The sequence below is a fragment of the Arsenophonus sp. PmNCSU2021_1 genome (assembly GCF_036919435.1).
GTDB classification, from domain to species: domain Bacteria; phylum Pseudomonadota; class Gammaproteobacteria; order Enterobacterales; family Enterobacteriaceae; genus Arsenophonus; species Arsenophonus nilaparvatae.
Window position 1 is genome coordinate 260,195 of record NZ_JAZHPL010000006.1, and the last position, 17,933, is coordinate 278,127.

Here is a 17,933-nt window from a genome sequence, read left to right on the forward strand (position 1 = left end):
GGTGTTGAAGATTGTTTTAATCGCATATTCATTAATATTACTACCGAATTCTTTTAAGATTTCAGCTGATAGACTCCTTGGACCATTTGGTTCGAACAAAATCCATGCTTTTGCTAATTTTTCACAAGATGTATTTCTTAATATAAGAGAAGCAAATATATTACTTCTTGCATATCCACTTATCAGCCAAGGTTGACCAATACTTTTTGCCTTTAAAAAATAAATGATTGTAGGAGATTGTCCTGTTAAATCAATAATATAATCTCCTTCCTTTAAGCCTGATTTTTTCGCTTGATATTCAGCTGTTTTAATGTATTCACAGACATTACTCCCTAGTTTTAAAATATTATTATTTATTAAATTAACCTGAGTTCGGGATAAGCATTATCAATTATACTTGAAGATACGTACCTGCAACAGGTATCTTTGGTTTAGATGGCATTAAACAATATGCAACCAGTCCGCCTAATAAATTCACTACAAAGTTAGCCGGAGAGCGATGTCGCGTATGCTCTATTTGACAAAGATTTTTTAACTCATCAAATACCGTTTCAATGACAGAACGATGACGCAAGATGGCTTTGTCGAAACAAGTCTGTTTAATAGGCTTCATTTTCTTCTTGATATTCGTTATAAGGCTAATTCCCATCGTTTTGAGTTGCTGTTTCAGTGAAGCCGATAAATACCCTTTATCTGCGTACAAACAACCAGAAAGATCCTTTGTCAGCTCAGGCAATGGTTTCCGATCATCGGTGTTTCCTGGTGTGAGTCGAAAACTGAGTATTTCCCCCAAATGATTGATAATTACATGAAGCTTGAAACCAAAGAACCAACCTGTTGAATTTTTTCCCCGTTCAGCTATCCCATTGAAGACTTTATGTCTGCGGATCCGTAAGTTATCACACACCGCTATCGGAGTAGAATCGGCAACCGATAGCCCCGTGCATTTTCCCTTAATTGACTCAAACAGTGCCGTTAACGCTAAGGCACTACGCGGAAGTAACTCTACACAGCGTGAATAGGATGGCAAGTTAGGAAATTCCTTCCGGAGATATAAGCGGACATAATAGAGATAAAATACCTTGAATTGCCTGAATCGGAGTTGATGAAACAACACAACCAGTGTCATCATTTCCGCCAACGAAAGCTGAGTAGACCGTCTACGACGCTTAGTACCGTTAGTCAGCAAATATTCATGCATTTTTGGCTCGAAGTCTTTGCAAAGATCATCCATCAGGCAATAAAGTTCAGTAAGATTTTCCATAATTGTTTAACAATGCTCTACTCTTTAACCAGACTGTTAGAGTATTTTAACAAAACAGGCTCATTCAACTATTTGAATATCAAGACTTTCTCTTTATTTCTTATCCCGAACTCAGGTTAAATTACATGTATAATTATTAGTTTTTATAGCTGGTTGCCTATAAGGGCGTTCAGATATATATTGATTTAACAGCATAAAGGTAATTAATTGAGTAAAAAAAGAAAAAAATAACATTAAATTATTTTTATCTTTTTCAACTGAATTTAATATAAGGATACTTGCTAATATCCAAAAGTATGAATATAAAGATTGAGTTCGCCAATAATTACCATCTGTTCCTATAGTACAAACATAAGGCATTAATAGCATAATTATAACTAAAGATAAATTTTCCCAATTAATATTAATCTTGTTAAAATAGAGTAAAATAATACTAATAATACTAATAATACTAATAATACTAATAATACTAATAATACTAATAATACTAATAATACTAATAATACTAATAATACTAATAATACTAATAATACTAATAATACTAATAATACTAATAATACTAATAATACTAATAATACTAATAATACTAATAATACTAATAATACTAATAATACTAATAATACTAATAATACTAATAATACTAATAATACTAATAATACTAATAATACTAATAATACTAATAATACAGCTAATAGGGGTAAATATAAGAATTAATCTATCTGAAAAAATATTTATATAATTATTTGGAGATAAAATACAAAATAATAATATAGAAAGCCCAGTTATAAAAAAATATAGAGTATATATTTATGTAACAAATTTTTTATTAATAAATAAAAAAATATAACCTCAAATATAATTAATATTTAATGGGGGAAAAGTATCAAATCTAAATAGGTTAGCAAAAGTATGACCATTAGCCAGAGAAAATTGTAGCTTAGTACTTTCTATTATACGATCAGAAAATGAGATTATTGAACCATCTATTAAATAACACGATAATAAAAGTAATATTATTGCAGTGCATACGGATATAACTGTATGAAGAATAAATAATTTTTTAATAAAGAATAGATAAACGACAAAAATAATAGCAAGTAACATTGCGGAGCTCGGTTTTCCCATAAAGCATAACCAACCGCCGACTCCTATAAAAATTGCACCAATGATTTTTTCATATCGATTATCACTTTCTATTTTTAATAGACCAATAAGAGATAGGATTACACTTTGAAATGTTAATATATTATAATTAGGAGTTAAAATGCCAATGGAAAAAAATAAAAGAGAAGTACAAGCAATAGCAATATTTAATACGAAGGGCTTTTCGTTCACTATATTGATTTTTTTATTAAGAAAAAGGCCAATGAAAATGTTAGTAGTACGTTAAAAATTCTTAGTAAAACAATATTTTCATTAAAGAGTACATAGAAAGGATGATAAATAAATCCAAATAAAGTAATTGGTAAATTAAATGTATATTCATATGGGTAAGCTATATAATTTAAATAAGCACCTTCATCAGAAAAATCAAGTCCATATTTAGCATAATGTAAAAACCAAAAAATCGTTAGCACAGAAAAAATAAATTGATAAAAATCAATATATTATTATTTATGAAGTTAGGTTTCACACCTATCATTCTATTTCTCCGTGTTACTTTAGAAAAAACATAATTAGAAAAGATAGCCATTTTTTCTATCATTTTATATGTATTTATACTTCTATTCTTGTTTGTGTTGCTTATTTGTATAGTCTACATTGCTTATAGATTATGAAGTATATTTAATTATTATTACATTTGGTACATTAAAATTTTCTAATTTTTGTTAATTAATTCATAATGATAGCATCCAAAATTTTTGAAAATAAATGATAATGCCAATTGAGACTATATCACGAAAAGTAAAATTGGAAAAGAAGCACTTATAAATAGGGTAAGTAATGGCTATCCTATTCTATATAACAATAGAATAAGAGATTATTTGTTACTGAAAGAGTCAGTGCTTACTAAGGAATTAAATAATAAGAGAGAACATGGTGCAAGTATGTTTATTGCTTTTAAATGTGTCGTAATAAGTTACTGTGGTTAACGTGGGATAAATGTTATTATCACCTAATATAAGCAACAATGATCTCGATTGAGTAGAGGTAAATCCAATGATCATAGTCACGGGTGGGGCTGGTTTTATTGGCAGCAACATTGTTAAAGCACTGAATGATATAGGGCGTAGCGACATTCTGGTGGTCGATAATCTTAAAAATGGCGCTAAATTTGTTAATTTAGTCGATTTAGATATTGCAGATTATCTCGACAAAGAAGATTTTATTGCCAGAATAATGGCTGGTGATAATATTGGTGAAGTTGACGCAGTTTTTCATGAAGGCGCTTGTTCATCTACCACTGAGTGGAATGGTCAGTATATGATGAATAATAACTATGAATATTCGAAAGAGTTACTTCATTACTGTATTGAACGAGATATTGCGTTTTTGTATGCTTCTTCGGCTGCAACTTATGGTGGGCGCAGTGATCATTTTATTGAAGAGCGGCAACATGAAAAACCATTAAATGTATATGGTTATTCCAAGTTTTTATTTGATCAATATGTTCGTGGGCTTTTACCACAAATTACTTCACAAGTTTGTGGCTTCCGTTATTTTAATGTTTATGGTCCGCGTGAGGGGCATAAGGGGAGCATGGCCAGTGTCGCTTTCCATTTAAATAGCCAAATCAATCAAGGGCAAAGGCCAAAACTTTTTGCCGGTAGTGAAAAATTCAAACGTGATTTTATTCATGTCAGTGATGTTGCTGCGGTTAATTTATGGTGTTGGCAAAATAAAATCTCCGGCATATTTAACTGCGGTACCGGTAAGGCGGACTCTTTTCAGGCGGTAGCTGATGCGGTAATCGCTTTTCATCAGGAAAAAAAACTGGCAGTGGAATATATTGCCTTTCCTGATAAATTGAAAGGTTGTTATCAGGCATTTACCGAAGCAGATCTCACCAAATTACGTGCTACGGGTTACGATAAACCGTTCAAAACTGTGGCGGAAGGGGTTGCTGACTATATGCAATGGTTAAATTGCAATGATTAAATGGAAATAGTATGAAGATACTGGTAGTTGGCCCGTCATGGGTGGGCGATATGATGATGTCGCAGAGTCTTTACCGTACTTTGAAGACCCTACACCCAGACGCAGAAATTGATGTTATGGCATCTGATTGGTGTCGGCCACTATTAAACAAAATGCCTGAAGTCAGGCAGGCCATATCGATGCCTTTGGGCCATGGTCGTTTAGCTATCAGTGTACGTCGTCAGCTTGGTATTCATTTACGTACTCAGAGTTATGATCAAGCCTATATTTTACCCAATTCTTTTAAATCTGCTCTGGTGCCTTTTTTTGCCAAAATACCAATACGGACAGGATGGCGCGGTGAGATGCGTTATTGGTTGCTGAATGATATTCGCCTATTAGATAAAGCCGCTTTTCCACAAATGGTTCGGCGTTATGTGGCTTTAGCTTATCAAAAAGGCACTGTTAACAACGCCGATGAGATCCCCAAGCCTATTTTATGGCCGCAACTTGCGGTGACAGAAACAGAGATTGTCCAGAGTAAACACATTTTTCATATTCCAGAACAGTTACCGATTATCGGTTTTTGTCCAGGTGCAGAATTTGGCCCAGCTAAACGCTGGCCAGCTTATCATTATGTTGAGTTGGCGCAATTATTATTTGCTGCCCATGGTTATCAAATTTTAATCTTTGGCTCGCAAAAAGATAGTCGTATCGGTGAAGATATTCGACAGTCACTTTCTGCAGATTGTCGGCAGCATTGTTTTAATCTGGCAGGTAAAACAACCCTTGAGCAGGCAGTTAATCTACTGGCATCTTGTCGAGCTGTGGTGACCAATGATTCCGGGTTAATGCATATTGCGGCAGCATTAAATCGGCCTTTAGTAGCACTTTATGGGCCAAGTAGTCCGGATTTTACGCCACCATTGTCAAATCGAGTAGAAATTATCCGTTTAATAACCGGTTATCATAAGGTGAGGAAAGGTAGTGCAGAAAGTGGCTATCATCAAAGTTTGATTGATATAAAACCCGAATGCGTGTTCACCGCATTAACTCAGTTATTGGCGGAGAGCCAATAGCCATGAAAGTGTTGATTGTTAAAACCTCATCGATGGGTGATGTATTGCATACTTTACCTGCACTGACTGATGCAGTTATGCGCTATCCTGATATTCAGTTTGATTGGGTTGTTGAAGAAAATTTTGTCGAAATTCCACGCTGGCATCATGCTGTTAAGCGAGTTATTCCGGTAGCTATTCGACGCTGGCGAAAAAACTGGTTGGCAAAATCTGTCAGGCAGCAAAGAGCCGTTTTTCGTGCCCAATTGCAACAGCAAGAATATGATGCTGTGATCGATGCACAAGGATTATTGAAAAGTGCTTTTTTGATCACACGGTTAGCTAGTGGTGTAAGTCATGGTTATGATTGGAAAAGTGCTCGCGAGCCTATAGCAAGCCTATTTTATGATTGTCGCTATAGTGTCAATAAACAGCTGCATGCGGTTGAACGTATCCGACAATTATTTGCTGATAGTTTACATTATAGTAAACCGACTATTGTCGGTGATTATGGTATTGCAGCCTATTTTTCGCCACCGGCTTTGGCAAAAGAAAACGATCCTTATATTATTTTTTTCCATGCCACCACACGTGATGAGAAACATTGGCCTGAGTCCCATTGGCGACAATTGATCACCGCTGTAGCAGCTAAAGGCTTAACAGTTAAATTACCGTGGGGAACCAATCTGGAACATCAACGTGCCCTGAGGCTGGCCGCTGGTTTTAAGCATGTTGAGGTATTGCCTAAGCTGTCATTAGACAAATTAGCTCAACAAATTGTCGCAGCCAAAGCAGTAGTCTCTGTTGATACAGGATTAAGCCATTTAACCGCTGCACTGAGCAAACCGAATATTACCCTCTATGGCCCTACAGATCCGGGATTAATTGCCGGTTATGGTGAAGCACAACAAGCAATTGTTTCAGCTGATGGCAATATGGCGACAATTAAACCGAATGAAATCTACCAACGATTAGTTTTAATAATAGACAATAAATAGTGAAAATTTTTATCTATCTATTTGTTGACAGATAAGGCACAACCGAGCAAGGCAATCTACTCAGTTAAACTTAAGTTAGCTTTAGTAAAACTGTGAGGTTGATACAAATATAGGTATCAATTTTGTGACAATGAAAATTTTCTTCCTATTTCATTGTCACTCTATTTTTAATGATAATTTTTTTCTGGCGCAATAAATCCCAAGCACATTGATTGCGGATCAGCGTTTGGTTCTGATTGGTAGATAATGGCTTCTTTTTTAATGGTAAATTGTGGCCAATGTTTTGACATCCGAGTAAAATTTTCTTGGCTGCAATCTTTACCTTTTCGCCCTAATAATAAAGCACCATGTTTTTTAATTGTTTCTGCCGTAATATCGCGATAATAAACATTCGGTGGCTGATCTTCACTGCTATCCCAAGGCTGGATAGTGTGTGGCCTATCAGAAGCATAGATAATAAACCATTGATAAAGGTTATCTTCGCCACCAACATATTTTAATGGTTGACCATATTTTTGCCGCCAGCGCTGTTGTCCTTCTGCCGTGAGTGCTTTAATACCGATCATTTTCTGGCCAGCGCCACGGATATTATAATTTAATACCAGGCAGTAACCTAAAAAGATCAGGCCGCCAATGATAATTAAACCAAAAAATGTCTTTCGTAGTGATTTCTTGGGCGAAATGGAGATAGAGCCAATAAATAATGGCGCCGCAATCATCATAAATGGTTGTAACCATTCGGTCATCCGCCCTCCATCATGAAACAAAAACCAACCAAAAATTACGGCCAAGGGAAGGAGTAAAATAAAATTAACTAATTGATTGGGTTGCTCTTTAGGCCAGCCTATTTTACCACCTAATAGATAGAGAATTATGGTAGCAATAACTAATGGGTAGAAAACAGATAATGTTGAGCTGACCACATGCAGGTTAAAGCCTTGTTCGATCTGTGAATCAACCCATTTAAAGGCAGAAAAATCATTTTCTAATAGCCAGAACAAATTAGGCGAGATCAATGCAAACCAAAGTGCAATTGCAATATAAAAAAGGGGTTGTTGATAACTTTTGCGCACCTTAGGCACGAAAAGGGTTAATAAAAAAACCGTGCCAACCAGGGCCAATGTTGAATACTTACCCATGGTTGCCAAGCCAGATACCAGTGCAAAAGCAAGCCACCATTTAGGATGATCATAAACAGCACGCAGGAAGAAGAGTAGCACCCAGGGCCATAGAGTGACCAAAATATAGTTATCATTATAAGGAATGATATCAAAATTAATGATGCCTGATAAATTTAGTATCAATAATGCAAACCAAGCCAATTCAATTTTGTGACTGAGGCGGTAAGCCAGTTGCCATACCCCTATCATACCAATGGCTATACCAACAAAGTGAATAAAATACCAATAAAAACTGTAGGAGAGGTTTAAGTAGATGGCGGGCCACATAACGGCACCAACAAACCAAGGGTTTTTGGGGGAGCCCCATTCACCGTTCATTCCCCAGTTAACTGCTTCAACAGCATCGTAAGGTACGGTTGGATCTAAAAAATAACTTCCACAAATCCATAAAATTGCATAAATCGATACCCACAGATAGAGCAATATTTTTGAATTTGAGTTAGATAAAGGCATATTATTTTTCATCGTTAGTTATAAAATTGGAGGGTAAGGATCCCATTTATTTGAATTAAACCAGTAACACTATAATGAAGAAAAGACAAAATATGTAGTATTTGTTAAGTTATATTGTTTAGTGAATTATCATAAGTGCTATTTCGCTATCGGTTTTAGCGATATTCAATAATATTCGTATTTAGTGGGTTACTGGTGGCAGGTAGGGTTCCAGTAGCTTTAGTAATTTTTGCAATGCCCCTTGATTCTCATGTAAAACTTCTGCTGCTTGACGACCATGGTATAGACGATAATCTTCATCTTTAAGCAAATGGGAAACAGTAACGGTTAAGGATTTACTATCATTAACCGTAATAAGACCACCGGCTTGTTTTAGTTTGGTACAAATATCTTTGAAATTGAAAGTATAAGGCCCCATTAAAACAGGCAGGGCATGTGCGGCTGCTTCCAAAGGATTATGCCCCCCTTTTTCAACTAAACTGCCGCCGACAAAGGCCAGATCAGCAATACCATAGAGTAGCATCAGTTCACCCATTGTATCACCAATAATAACTTGAGTATCCGTATTGGGAACGCGATTTTCACTACGGCAAATATAGCGTAGTTTAGCTTTTTGGGTTAACGCTTTTGCTAGTGCAAAGCGTTCCGGGTGGCGAGGAACAAGGATCAGCAATAAGTCGGGAAATTGTTTTAATAGTTTAGTATGAGCCTGTAAAATAATTGACTCTTCTCCTTCATGGGTACTGGTAGCAATCCAAACCGGGCGGTGTGGAGCCCATTGTCGACGTAATGTTATGGCTTTTACAGCCAATTCAGGGGTGACAGAAATATCAAACTTTAGACTACCTGTAACATTCAATTTTTTTCTTGCTAAACCCAATTTAATAAAACGTTCGCCATCTTCTTGGTTTTGTGCTGCGATTAAGGTAATTTTTTGCAATAACTTTTTGATAAAATAACCTAATTTTTGATAACGTGCCGCTGATCGTTCAGACAGACGGGCGTTAGCAATAACTAATGGGATTTTACGTTGTCTTAATTGAATAATAAGATTTGGCCAAAGTTCTGTTTCCATAATTATGGTTAATTTAGGATCCGCATGATTAAGGAAACGGCGTACAGATCCTGCCAAATCGTAGGGTAAATAGACATGTTGAACATCATCACCAAATGCAGATAAAACACGCTCCGAACCAGTTGGGGTCATGGTAGTAACGGTAATTGGTAGTGTTGGATAGTGATGGCGCAATGCTCTAACTAACGGAACCGCGGCTAAGGTTTCGCCTACTGAAACAGAATGTAATAATATACCGCCGGGAATTACCTTACCATTACAAAAACCATATCGTTCACCCCAACGTTTGCGATAAGCGGGAGATTTGTGACTACGCCACAATAAACGCAACCAAATAATAGGTTGAATAAGGTAAATAAGTATTTGATATAGACGTAATAACATTCTATCACATTGACTGGTTGAGATTAGCACTATAGTAGCATATTGCACATAAGAAAGTGCAATGAATATCTATTTAAATAGCGTTTTTATTCATCATTAAAGATAAAATTTTTTAATATTTTGTCCGTTAATTAAAATTAAACTAGTGATTAACTAAAAATATGATAGTAATTATCATTTATTTTCAAAAGATAATAAATTGTAGCTATTCTTATCAATGATAGAGATTTATTTTGTCAACATAATTGTTCAATATGCTTAAACAATACGATAATATGTGTTCAGTTGTTCGTTATTAGTGAAAATAACTTTATGAAAAAAAAAGCAATTTACCCTGGTACTTTTGATCCTATAACTTACGGCCACTTGGATATTATAGAGCGCGCTGCCTTAATATTTGAACAGCTAATATTGGCTATTGCTGATAGTTCGCGTAAAAATCCGATGTTTACCCTCGATGAACGTATTTTGTTTGCTAAAGAACAGACAAAACATTTAACTAATGTTGAAGTAATCGGGTTTTGTGGGCTCACGGTAAATTTTGCGCAAAAACACCAGGCTAATATTTTGATTAGAGGTGTGCGAACCGTGTCGGATTTTGAATATGAATGTCAGTTGGCTAATATGAATAGTCATCTAATGGCTGATCTAGAAACCATCTTTTTATTACCTTCTCCGAAGTTTTCGTTTGTTTCTTCTTCTTTGATTAAAGATGTTGCCCGCTATGGCGGTGATACTTCATCTTTTATACCAGAACCAATAGCTAAAGCAATGTTGCAAAAAATTGAACAATAAAAACGAGTTATACTTCAGTTTATTTTTGGCAACTATGACAGAAAAAAGTACTGCGTTGCCCTAGTTTTATTGATTCAATCAGTTGACCGCAATGGGTACAAGCTTGATCTTTTTTACCATAAACAAACAGTTGTTGAGCAAAGTAACCCGGTTTGCCATCTGACTGTAAAAAATCTTTCAATGTTGTTCCACCCTGTTCTATTGAACGTTGAAGAACTTGTTTAATTTGAATAACTAAATTGCTGATCTCTTTTTTTGTCAATGAATGTGCAGCTCTGGTTGGCAGAATTTTGGCAGCAAATAGCGCCTCATTAGCATAAATATTGCCTACACCGACGACGACTTTATTATCCATTAACCAAGGTTTGATGGCGGTTTTTTTATTTTTTGCTCGTTGATAAAGATAATCGGCGCTAAAATCGATAGAAAGTGGTTCCGGCCCTATATGGGAAAGTACAGAGCAATTAGCCAGGTCATTAGTCCATAACCAGGCACCAAAACGTCTGGGATCGGTATAACGCAATATTTTGCCATCGGCTAGAATCAAGTCGATATGATCGTGTTTTTCGGCTAATTGTTGCTTGGTTAAGATGCGTATACTACCTGACATACCCAAGTGAATGATTATCCAACCATGCTGGAGCTGAATGAGTAAATATTTAGCGCGCCGTTTAACACTGATTACTGATTCATTGGCGATATGTACAATTTCTGTCGCTACCGGCCAGCGTAATTTACTATTGCGTACTATGCTATATTGTATTTTATTACCAACCAAGTAGGGTTCAATTCCACGTCGGCTGGTTTCAACTTCAGGTAGTTCTGGCATAGATCCCTTAATTATGTAACTAGTCGTTAATGTTAATATATACTACTGTATCTTGTGTTGGTTAGTCGATAGAATAGAATGCGTTAATATGTTATCAGGAGTGCAAATGAAGAAACTTATCTCTATAATTAATAAACGATTTAATTACCAATCTTATTGGAATTTAGGGATAGTCTTTTTTTTTATTGCTATTTATTTTCTTGATGGTGTTACACGTTATAAACATGCCTTAGCTGGATTAATTTATCTTACTGCGATTGTCTATTTAATTAAAGATAGAAAGCGTGTTTTCAGTATATTTAAGAATAATTTATTTTTATCCTTAGTGTTTTTTGTTTTGGCAATGCTTTGTTCATTAATTATTTCTAAAGATGTTAGCATTTCATTAAAAGCTATTAATAAAGGTGTTGTAGAAAAGTTATTTGTTACTGCAATAGCTATTGCGATACTACTCTATCGAGAAAAGAAAGAGCACATAACTAAGCTATTAATTTTCTCTTTAATTTTTTCTATTTTACCGTTAGCCATTAAGGAAATTTTGCAATATATTGATGAATATCATCAAGGTGTGATGCCTCTATCAGCATTTGAACATCGATATATTTCTGATTGGTTAATATTTATTGCACCCGCTTTGTTTGCTTTGTGGTTATATAAAGGTGTAAAAAATAAGATCTTATTTTTCTTGCTTTCGGTTATTTTTCTCGCAATAACAATCGGCACATTACAGCGAGGTACATGGTTATCTATTGCAGTAATATTTATTATCTGGTGTGTAGTAAAAAAAGAAATTAAATTGCCGGTTATTGCTGTTATTGCTGTTATTGCTGTTATTGCTGTTATTGCTGTTATTGCTTGTAGTATCTTATTGTCAGGTTTAGCAGCAGTTAATCAAGGGCAGTTTGATAACTTATTTTACAAATTAGAACAGACTAATAGTAGTCATCGATATGGTAATGGTACTCAGGATTCAGCATTAGATTTGATTAAAGAGAATCCAATAACCGGTTATGGCTATGGCGAGCAGTTATTTTATAAAATTTATAATGAAAGGGTAATTGATTATCCTGACTGGGTTTTTAAACAATCGATTGGGCCTCATAATACAGTTTTGTCAATTTGGTTTGCCGCTGGAATATTTGGACTAATTGCTACCTTCTATCTTTTTGTTTCAATTTTTATCTATTTATTTAATGGATATCGTAATAATACGGTAAAAGATGGTTTTTTGATCCTGATGTTGATATTTATCGGTGATATGATCGTTAGAGGTTTGTTTGAAACTGTAAATGTTTCAAATATGGCTATCATAATAGGAATAGCATTAGCACTGAATAGCGATAAAAAATTGATTAATTAGCTAAGAGAAAGCACCTATCTGTAAGGTGCTTTAAAATTATTTTTTTAGTAATTTATATTTAATTAAACATAACAAACCATGCACATATTTATGTTGTAAAAATAGATGCTTATATTTTTCTTGTAGTTCCGTTCTCTTTTCTGCGATTTTTAATGGCTGATCTTTCCACGGTGAGTGAATATATGAGTTGAAAAAAAATTGACTGGCCGGATAATTAATACCCCAAGTATGCCAGGGTTTTGTGACGCCAGTATAGTGGATAAGAATGGTGCTATCAGTTATGGTATTTTTGTATTTGGATAAATCGTGGTAAGCCAATTCATTTTTCAACGTATATATACAGTTATAATCACGAGATAAATAGATGTTTTGCGTCTGAAATAATATATTTAGTGCATCTTGATCAAGGTATTTTAATTTACCAAAATTCGTTTTTCCGCGTACCAGTTCTAATGATTTTTTGGATAAATCATTTTCAATCCATTTCTTTAAATTCACATAGATTACGCCGGCATTAAAATATTTGCCATTTAAATCGGTTAACTTTAGTCGAGTCGCACTTGATTGCTGCATGTTGTCGACATCGAGTACCACGGCGGCAAAAGAATTCGCTAAGTTTAGCTGAAATAGTTCTTTTAGATTGCCTTTGCAAATAACATCAGCATCTAGATATAAAATAGAGTTTATGTTTGTACTTAAATATTCAAAAGCGATTAATCTAAAATAGGTGGCATAAGACCAGAAATCTGAGGTTGATAATTGTTTTAATTCTTCAGCATCTAACAGATAGATAATTATATTAGAATTATACTTTGTTATCATTTTTTGGAAACGTTGTATATATTCGTCATCAATATAATCAGTAAATAGGTGAAAATTGAAATCTGTATCAATATTATTTATTAATACGGAATTTATTGATATCGCTGCACCAAGTAGGAAATTTTTATCAACGCCATAAGCAATGTTAAAATTTTTATTCTTTTCAAGAAGATTTTTTTTCCCCGTAATATTAAAACTTTGTTTTATAAAATGCTTCATGATAAACATAGCCCTTTAACTCTTTTAAAGAGAATTTTAAATTTTGCTAAATAATAGTGAGTATAATTCTTTAAACCTTCGTGGTATTTTCTTTGTTTAAATTTATGTTTAGCGCAATATCTTAAAAGGTGTACGCTTTCTGCTTTTAATAGCGGTTTATTTTGCCAGGGGGAAGCATTTTTTGCTTTTATGAATGGTTGGGAAAAAGGTGATATTGCCCACTCATGCCATGGCTTGGTCGGGCCAATATAGTGAATAAAAATAGTATCAATAGCAAACGCAGCATGTTTAACGCTTTTCAGACCATAATTTATACTATATTGAGTATTATATTTTTTGGTTAGATAGATTATTTTATTTGCTAGCAGAATATTTAAAACATCTTGGTCTAAAAAAGAGAATTTATTTTTTAACGCATTATTTTTAAGTAATCTCATTGCCTGCGTTGAAATATCCTCTTCTGCCCAGCGATTAAGATTAATGAATAAAAATCCAGCATTAAAATATCCTTGCGAGATATTTTCTACTTCTAATTCGAATGCTCTTTTTTGCCACCATTTTTCATCTTTTTCGGTCACAACTGCAGCAATTTCATTATTATTGAAGTGAATGTTTTGTAATCTATCTAAACTATTATTACATATGATATCTGCATCTAAGTATAAAATTTTATCTAATTTATTTGAAAAATAGTCAGCAATGATGAATCTAAAGTAGGTGGCATAGGACCAGTTTTTAGTACTAGGTAATGATTTTAAGCTCTGATCGTCAACCAAATAAATATTTATTTCAATTTTATATTGTTGCGCAAGAGTATCGAACAAGGTTTCTTGCTCATGATCAAAATAATCGGTAAATATATGGAAACAATGATTATTATTAATATTATGCAGTGCAATTGATGTTATCGAAATTCCGCAACCATATAAAAATTTTTGTCTACCCCATAGGCAATATGGAATTTAGGGTGGCAATCAGCATGCAAATTTGGCGTTAAGCAGAGTTTTTGCGTAATAACTTTATGCTTGTCAAAATACATGTACTATACCTATTTCCTAAAATTTTTTATAAAACAAAACGTTTAGAGTTATAATCCTCTCCTAACGGTTCTTTCTTTTATTCTTTCTGCTTTAATATTAGCGCTCGATATCAATTTTTGTTCATTGTTGAGAATATTTTTTAAATTATCAGAAAAATAAATCTGCATAAAACGAAAAATATCTCGTTGGGTTAAACCAATATTCAGTGATGAAAAATATAATCCAATCAAATCCTTATCTTTCCAACGTTTTGGTACATACTGACGTATTTGGGCACGATGCAAGTCAATGATTGAAATCTTTAATTTTTTGTCATCGTCGTCAAAGGGCAAATGTAATAAAAAATGGCAAATATAGCAATCGCGATGATTGACGCCACATGCATGCATTTTACGTACTATTTCAGCCATTCGACAAATTAATATTTTTTTAGTACTAAATTGGGGAGCTGAATTTTTCCAATTTGCGCAGTACTCTTCTAAGCTAATGGTTGGAATCAGCGCTTCGGTAATAATAAATGACTTACGGCGTAAAGGATTAATTCCTTTTTGACAGAAAGCTTTACCATGCATAGTGTCAATGCCTGCCTCAGTTAGACGATGGATTGCTTTCCATTCTCTATCCGCACCTAATACTGGTAAGCGTAAAGAAAATAGATTTTTTAGTACTTCTTTTAACGTAGTACCATAATGAATTTTGAGAAAATAACTTTTTTCATTGAGCATAAAGCATAATGTTTTGCGTGTCTCTAATTGACGAAAAATTTTACCATCTAATTTTTCTATTTCTATAAAGGGATCTTTGCCTTGCCATAAGTTTTTAAAAGGTTGTTTAAGTTCAAGCATGCTGGCATCCCAAAATAATATCTGCAGCTTTTTCAGGCAAACTGTATAAATCTTGAGTATCAGCAAAGTGGCGTGCAGATTCTGACCATTGTTTTAATAGAGATTTATTAGTTAAACTTGTTGTTAAAGCATTATTAAGATTTTTTTGTTTATAAGGCTCATCTATTACTATGCCACAATCTGCATGTTTGATATAGAACGCATAGCCACATATATCTGTTGTAATTACTGGTAAACCCGCTGCAATGGCTTCGATTAATACTATGCTAGCAGCCTCTTGATAGGCAGGATGGATTAACATATCAGCAGCAGCCATCAATTCTGCTATATCATTACGCCCCTGAAAAAATAAAACTTGTTTATCTATCCCCAAATTTTTTGCTAGCCGTTGATAACGGGTAGGTGAGTCTTGTCCTACTACCATTAACATAGTCTTATTTTTTATTTTGTCAGGCAGGGAAGCTATTGATTTGAGTGTTCTGTCTACGCCTTTACGTTTAAAATCTGAACCGACTTGTAATAAAAGAAATTGGTCTTCAGAGATAGCATTTTTTTTACGATAAATTGGTTTTGCGTCAATAATTTGTTGGTCATATTTTCTACTAAGGTCAATGCCCGGTGGTAACAGATAAAAACGTGCGTCAGGTGTTTTGTAATGTTTTTTAAAATCATTAATTTGATGTTGGGTAAGCATTAATAATTTGGTGTGACTGTCTGCATCAAAAACCTCTTTTTCATAAGCAATATAATGTTTGTATCGTTTGGTCAGTTTATAAAAAAAACCTTTTTCTTTTTCAACTTTTTCTGCATAACAAACATCTGCTGCATAATAAATATCTAATCCTGGCATCTTATTAAAACCGACAATAATATCAGCCGGATGCTGGGTTAAATGTGTTTTGACCTGATGATAAAATGCTTCATTACGCCCATTATTTGTATGTGCTTTAACTGGGATTATGATAACGTTAATATCAGCAGGAATTTCACCATCCCATACCATTGTGTAAACACGTATTTGATGCCCTCGTTTTTGGCAAGCAGAGAGAATCTGAATGAAATCTCTTTGTAGTCCACCAAAAGGGAAATATTTGTATAAACAAAATGCAATTTTCATCGGATTATATCTCTATCTCAGATTTTATGGTTTGTATATCCATTGGTAACATTTTTTTTGTAGCGGTAATAACATCTTTAACTGGAATTATTGATAGATACTTTTTATTACGATCACGTTCGTGTCGTTCTGGCATTTTTTCATAATTACCAGCCCAAATTTGAATAACGTTTTTACTCCATGGTTTCCAATATTGATGATCTGTCGCACCGAACAAGCAAATAATAGGGGTTTCTAATGCTGCTGCAATATGCATTGGTGCTGAATCTACACCGATGAATAAGGCGGCATGGCTAATTAGAGCACCTAATTCTGGAAATGTTGTTTTTCCTGCAAATTCGGTAATGGGTGATTGACGACATTGTTGTGCAATATTAGCCACACAGCTGAGATCATCTTTACTGGGACCTGATGTTAGTATCACCTGGTATCCTCTAGATTGTAGATTATCAATCACCTCAGCAAATTTTTCATCATCCCAGCACTTAAATTTTTGTCTAGCTGTTGGTTGGATAACAACATAACTACTATGTACCCCTAGAGATATTAATCGGTGATTAATTTTTTCCCAATCGTTTGGTTGATAAGTCATTGTTGTACTGGAATACCAAGTATTAAGTTGAAGTGGTTTTAATATAGAGAGATTTTGTTCAACAACATGTTTTCCCGTTGGTTTAACCATATGTGTAAAACTTTCAGACCAATAGTTTGTATTTCTATAGTTGAATTGGTGAGAAATTTTTATCTTGGCAGGGATACATCTTACCAAAAAAGGTACAATCCATTGATCAGCTAAATTTATAATTAAATCATAATGATTTTTTCGTAATTTATTGATTAATAAAATAAAATTAACTAATTTGGCTATTGTGTTATTTTTTTTGTTTTTAATGCCATAAAATGCATGAATTTCTCTATTTTCAGACAAAATTGGTATTGTATCTTGGTAGAGAAGAATATCAATTTTAGCGGCTGGATAATTTTTTTTGAGCGTGCTAATAACAGGTGTTGTCAGCAACATATCTCCATGAAATCGCATTTTAATGATCAGAATTTTTTTAAATTGTTTATCCACTTGCTGCAGTCACTCTTGAATTGTTTGTTTATAAGTTTATCTGATTTTTGACCAATGTTATCATTATAAATTCAACAAATTTAAGATAGTTAATTTATTAGAATAATCTAAATGGTTACCTATTTTGGCATTAAAAATAACTTTTATTTTAAAAAATTTCAGCAGATTTGAAAAAATAATAAAAATTTGAATTTATATAAAGTAAAGGATTTTTAATATTATCAATTATCTTAACAATAAAATTACTGATTTGTAATTTATTATCTACTATTTTTTACTACACATCACGCTATCTATCTATTTTTTAAAAAGAATACACTGAAAAATTATCTATTTTGCT

At 33.7% G+C, this 17,933-nt stretch carries 15 protein-coding genes; 5 read left to right on the top strand and 10 right to left on the bottom strand.

Translation table 11 applies throughout. From position 1 onward, the window contains the following. Positions 1–391: 391 nt before the first annotated feature. Positions 392–1,264: an IS982 family transposase gene (locus V3224_RS14180; protein WP_334471286.1), complete on the bottom strand. Its 873-nt coding sequence runs from the start codon at positions 1,262–1,264 to the stop codon at positions 392–394. 849 nt (positions 1,265–2,113) lie between these two features. Continuing rightward, positions 2,114–2,599, bottom strand: coding sequence for a hypothetical protein (locus V3224_RS14185; protein WP_334471288.1), 486 nt, complete (start codon positions 2,597–2,599; stop codon positions 2,114–2,116). Positions 2,600–3,424: 825 nt separating this feature from the next. On the opposite strand from V3224_RS14185, the gene rfaD reads away from it, so the two are divergent. The 3 genes from rfaD to rfaC are packed head-to-tail and all read left to right on the top strand — an operon-like array spanning position 3,425 to position 6,398. Beyond that, positions 3,425–4,363, top strand: a complete 939-nt coding sequence (gene rfaD, locus V3224_RS14190) for an ADP-glyceromanno-heptose 6-epimerase (RefSeq protein ID WP_334471290.1) — start codon at positions 3,425–3,427, stop codon at positions 4,361–4,363. Positions 4,364–4,374: 11 nt separating this feature from the next. Then, on the top strand, positions 4,375–5,421 hold the full coding sequence (gene rfaF, locus V3224_RS14195; protein ID WP_334471292.1) for an ADP-heptose--LPS heptosyltransferase RfaF: 1,047 nt from the start codon (positions 4,375–4,377) through the stop codon (positions 5,419–5,421). 2 nt (positions 5,422–5,423) lie between these two features. After that, on the top strand, positions 5,424–6,398 hold the full coding sequence (gene rfaC, locus V3224_RS14200) for a lipopolysaccharide heptosyltransferase RfaC (RefSeq protein ID WP_334471294.1): 975 nt from the start codon (positions 5,424–5,426) through the stop codon (positions 6,396–6,398). A 167-nt stretch (positions 6,399–6,565) separates the two neighbouring features. On the opposite strand, the gene V3224_RS14205 is transcribed toward rfaC, so the two are convergent. Together V3224_RS14205 and waaA are read right to left on the bottom strand one after the other, a co-directional pair. Beyond that, positions 6,566–8,032, bottom strand: a complete 1,467-nt coding sequence (locus V3224_RS14205) for a glycosyltransferase family 39 protein (RefSeq protein WP_334472037.1) — start codon at positions 8,030–8,032, stop codon at positions 6,566–6,568. Between the two features lie 181 nt (positions 8,033–8,213). Beyond that, a complete protein-coding gene (waaA, locus tag V3224_RS14210; protein WP_334471297.1) occupies positions 8,214–9,491 on the bottom strand; it encodes a lipid IV(A) 3-deoxy-D-manno-octulosonic acid transferase in 1,278 nt (425 codons plus the stop codon). 312 nt (positions 9,492–9,803) lie between these two features. Between waaA and coaD the strand changes: the two genes are divergently transcribed. Continuing rightward, the gene (coaD, locus tag V3224_RS14215) at positions 9,804–10,286 is read left to right on the top strand and encodes a pantetheine-phosphate adenylyltransferase (protein ID WP_334471299.1); all 483 of its coding nucleotides are present in this window, start codon (positions 9,804–9,806) and stop codon (positions 10,284–10,286) included. A gap of 19 nt (positions 10,287–10,305) precedes the next feature. Here coaD and mutM read toward each other — a convergent pair whose 3' ends face one another. Further along, positions 10,306–11,115, bottom strand: a complete 810-nt coding sequence (mutM, locus tag V3224_RS14220; RefSeq protein WP_334471301.1) for a bifunctional DNA-formamidopyrimidine glycosylase/DNA-(apurinic or apyrimidinic site) lyase — start codon at positions 11,113–11,115, stop codon at positions 10,306–10,308. A gap of 106 nt (positions 11,116–11,221) precedes the next feature. Between mutM and rfaL the strand changes: the two genes are divergently transcribed. Then, positions 11,222–12,475 carry an O-antigen ligase RfaL gene (rfaL, locus tag V3224_RS14225; protein WP_334471303.1) on the top strand — a complete coding sequence of 418 codons (1,254 nt, stop codon included), beginning with the start codon at positions 11,222–11,224 and terminating at the stop codon, positions 12,473–12,475. 36 nt (positions 12,476–12,511) lie between these two features. Here rfaL and V3224_RS14230 read toward each other — a convergent pair whose 3' ends face one another. The 5 genes from V3224_RS14230 to rfaQ all read right to left on the bottom strand — a co-directional run bounded on the left by V3224_RS14230 (position 12,512) and on the right by rfaQ (position 17,593). Then, the gene (locus tag V3224_RS14230) at positions 12,512–13,516 is read right to left on the bottom strand and encodes a glycosyltransferase family 8 protein (protein ID WP_334471305.1); all 1,005 of its coding nucleotides are present in this window, start codon (positions 13,514–13,516) and stop codon (positions 12,512–12,514) included. Further along, the gene (locus tag V3224_RS14235) at positions 13,513–14,478 is read right to left on the bottom strand and encodes a glycosyltransferase (protein WP_334472038.1); all 966 of its coding nucleotides are present in this window, start codon (positions 14,476–14,478) and stop codon (positions 13,513–13,515) included. The genes V3224_RS14230 and V3224_RS14235 overlap by 4 nt, the downstream gene beginning before the upstream one ends. A 125-nt stretch (positions 14,479–14,603) precedes the next feature. Next, the gene (gene rfaP, locus V3224_RS14240; protein ID WP_334471306.1) at positions 14,604–15,401 is read right to left on the bottom strand and encodes a lipopolysaccharide core heptose(I) kinase RfaP; all 798 of its coding nucleotides are present in this window, start codon (positions 15,399–15,401) and stop codon (positions 14,604–14,606) included. After that, entirely contained in the window at positions 15,394–16,518 is a 1,125-nt protein-coding gene (locus V3224_RS14245) for a glycosyltransferase family 4 protein (protein WP_334471308.1), read from the bottom strand. Before V3224_RS14245 ends, rfaP begins: the two co-directional genes overlap by 8 nt. 4 nt (positions 16,519–16,522) lie before the next feature. Next, the gene (rfaQ, locus tag V3224_RS14250; RefSeq protein ID WP_334471309.1) at positions 16,523–17,593 is read right to left on the bottom strand and encodes a lipopolysaccharide core heptosyltransferase RfaQ; all 1,071 of its coding nucleotides are present in this window, start codon (positions 17,591–17,593) and stop codon (positions 16,523–16,525) included. Between the last annotated feature and the right edge of the window lie 340 nt (positions 17,594–17,933).

What these genes read in the sequence shown, in the direction of transcription:
- V3224_RS14180 (WP_334471286.1), bottom strand. Translation starts at nt 1,264, where the DNA reads ATGGAAAATCTTACTGAACTTTATTGCCTGATGGATGATCTTTGCAAA.
- rfaD (WP_334471290.1), top strand. Translation starts at nt 3,425, where the DNA reads ATGATCATAGTCACGGGTGGGGCTGGTTTTATTGGCAGCAACATTGTT.
- rfaF (WP_334471292.1), top strand. Translation starts at nt 4,375, where the DNA reads ATGAAGATACTGGTAGTTGGCCCGTCATGGGTGGGCGATATGATGATG.
- rfaC (WP_334471294.1), top strand. Translation starts at nt 5,424, where the DNA reads ATGAAAGTGTTGATTGTTAAAACCTCATCGATGGGTGATGTATTGCAT.
- V3224_RS14205 (WP_334472037.1), bottom strand. Translation starts at nt 8,032, where the DNA reads ATGCCTTTATCTAACTCAAATTCAAAAATATTGCTCTATCTGTGGGTA.
- waaA (WP_334471297.1), bottom strand. Translation starts at nt 9,491, where the DNA reads ATGTTATTACGTCTATATCAAATACTTATTTACCTTATTCAACCTATT.
- coaD (WP_334471299.1), top strand. Translation starts at nt 9,804, where the DNA reads ATGAAAAAAAAAGCAATTTACCCTGGTACTTTTGATCCTATAACTTAC.
- mutM (WP_334471301.1), bottom strand. Translation starts at nt 11,115, where the DNA reads ATGCCAGAACTACCTGAAGTTGAAACCAGCCGACGTGGAATTGAACCC.
- rfaL (WP_334471303.1), top strand. Translation starts at nt 11,222, where the DNA reads ATGAAGAAACTTATCTCTATAATTAATAAACGATTTAATTACCAATCT.
- V3224_RS14230 (WP_334471305.1), bottom strand. Translation starts at nt 13,516, where the DNA reads ATGAAGCATTTTATAAAACAAAGTTTTAATATTACGGGGAAAAAAAAT.
- rfaP (WP_334471306.1), bottom strand. Translation starts at nt 15,401, where the DNA reads ATGCTTGAACTTAAACAACCTTTTAAAAACTTATGGCAAGGCAAAGAT.
- V3224_RS14245 (WP_334471308.1), bottom strand. Translation starts at nt 16,518, where the DNA reads ATGAAAATTGCATTTTGTTTATACAAATATTTCCCTTTTGGTGGACTA.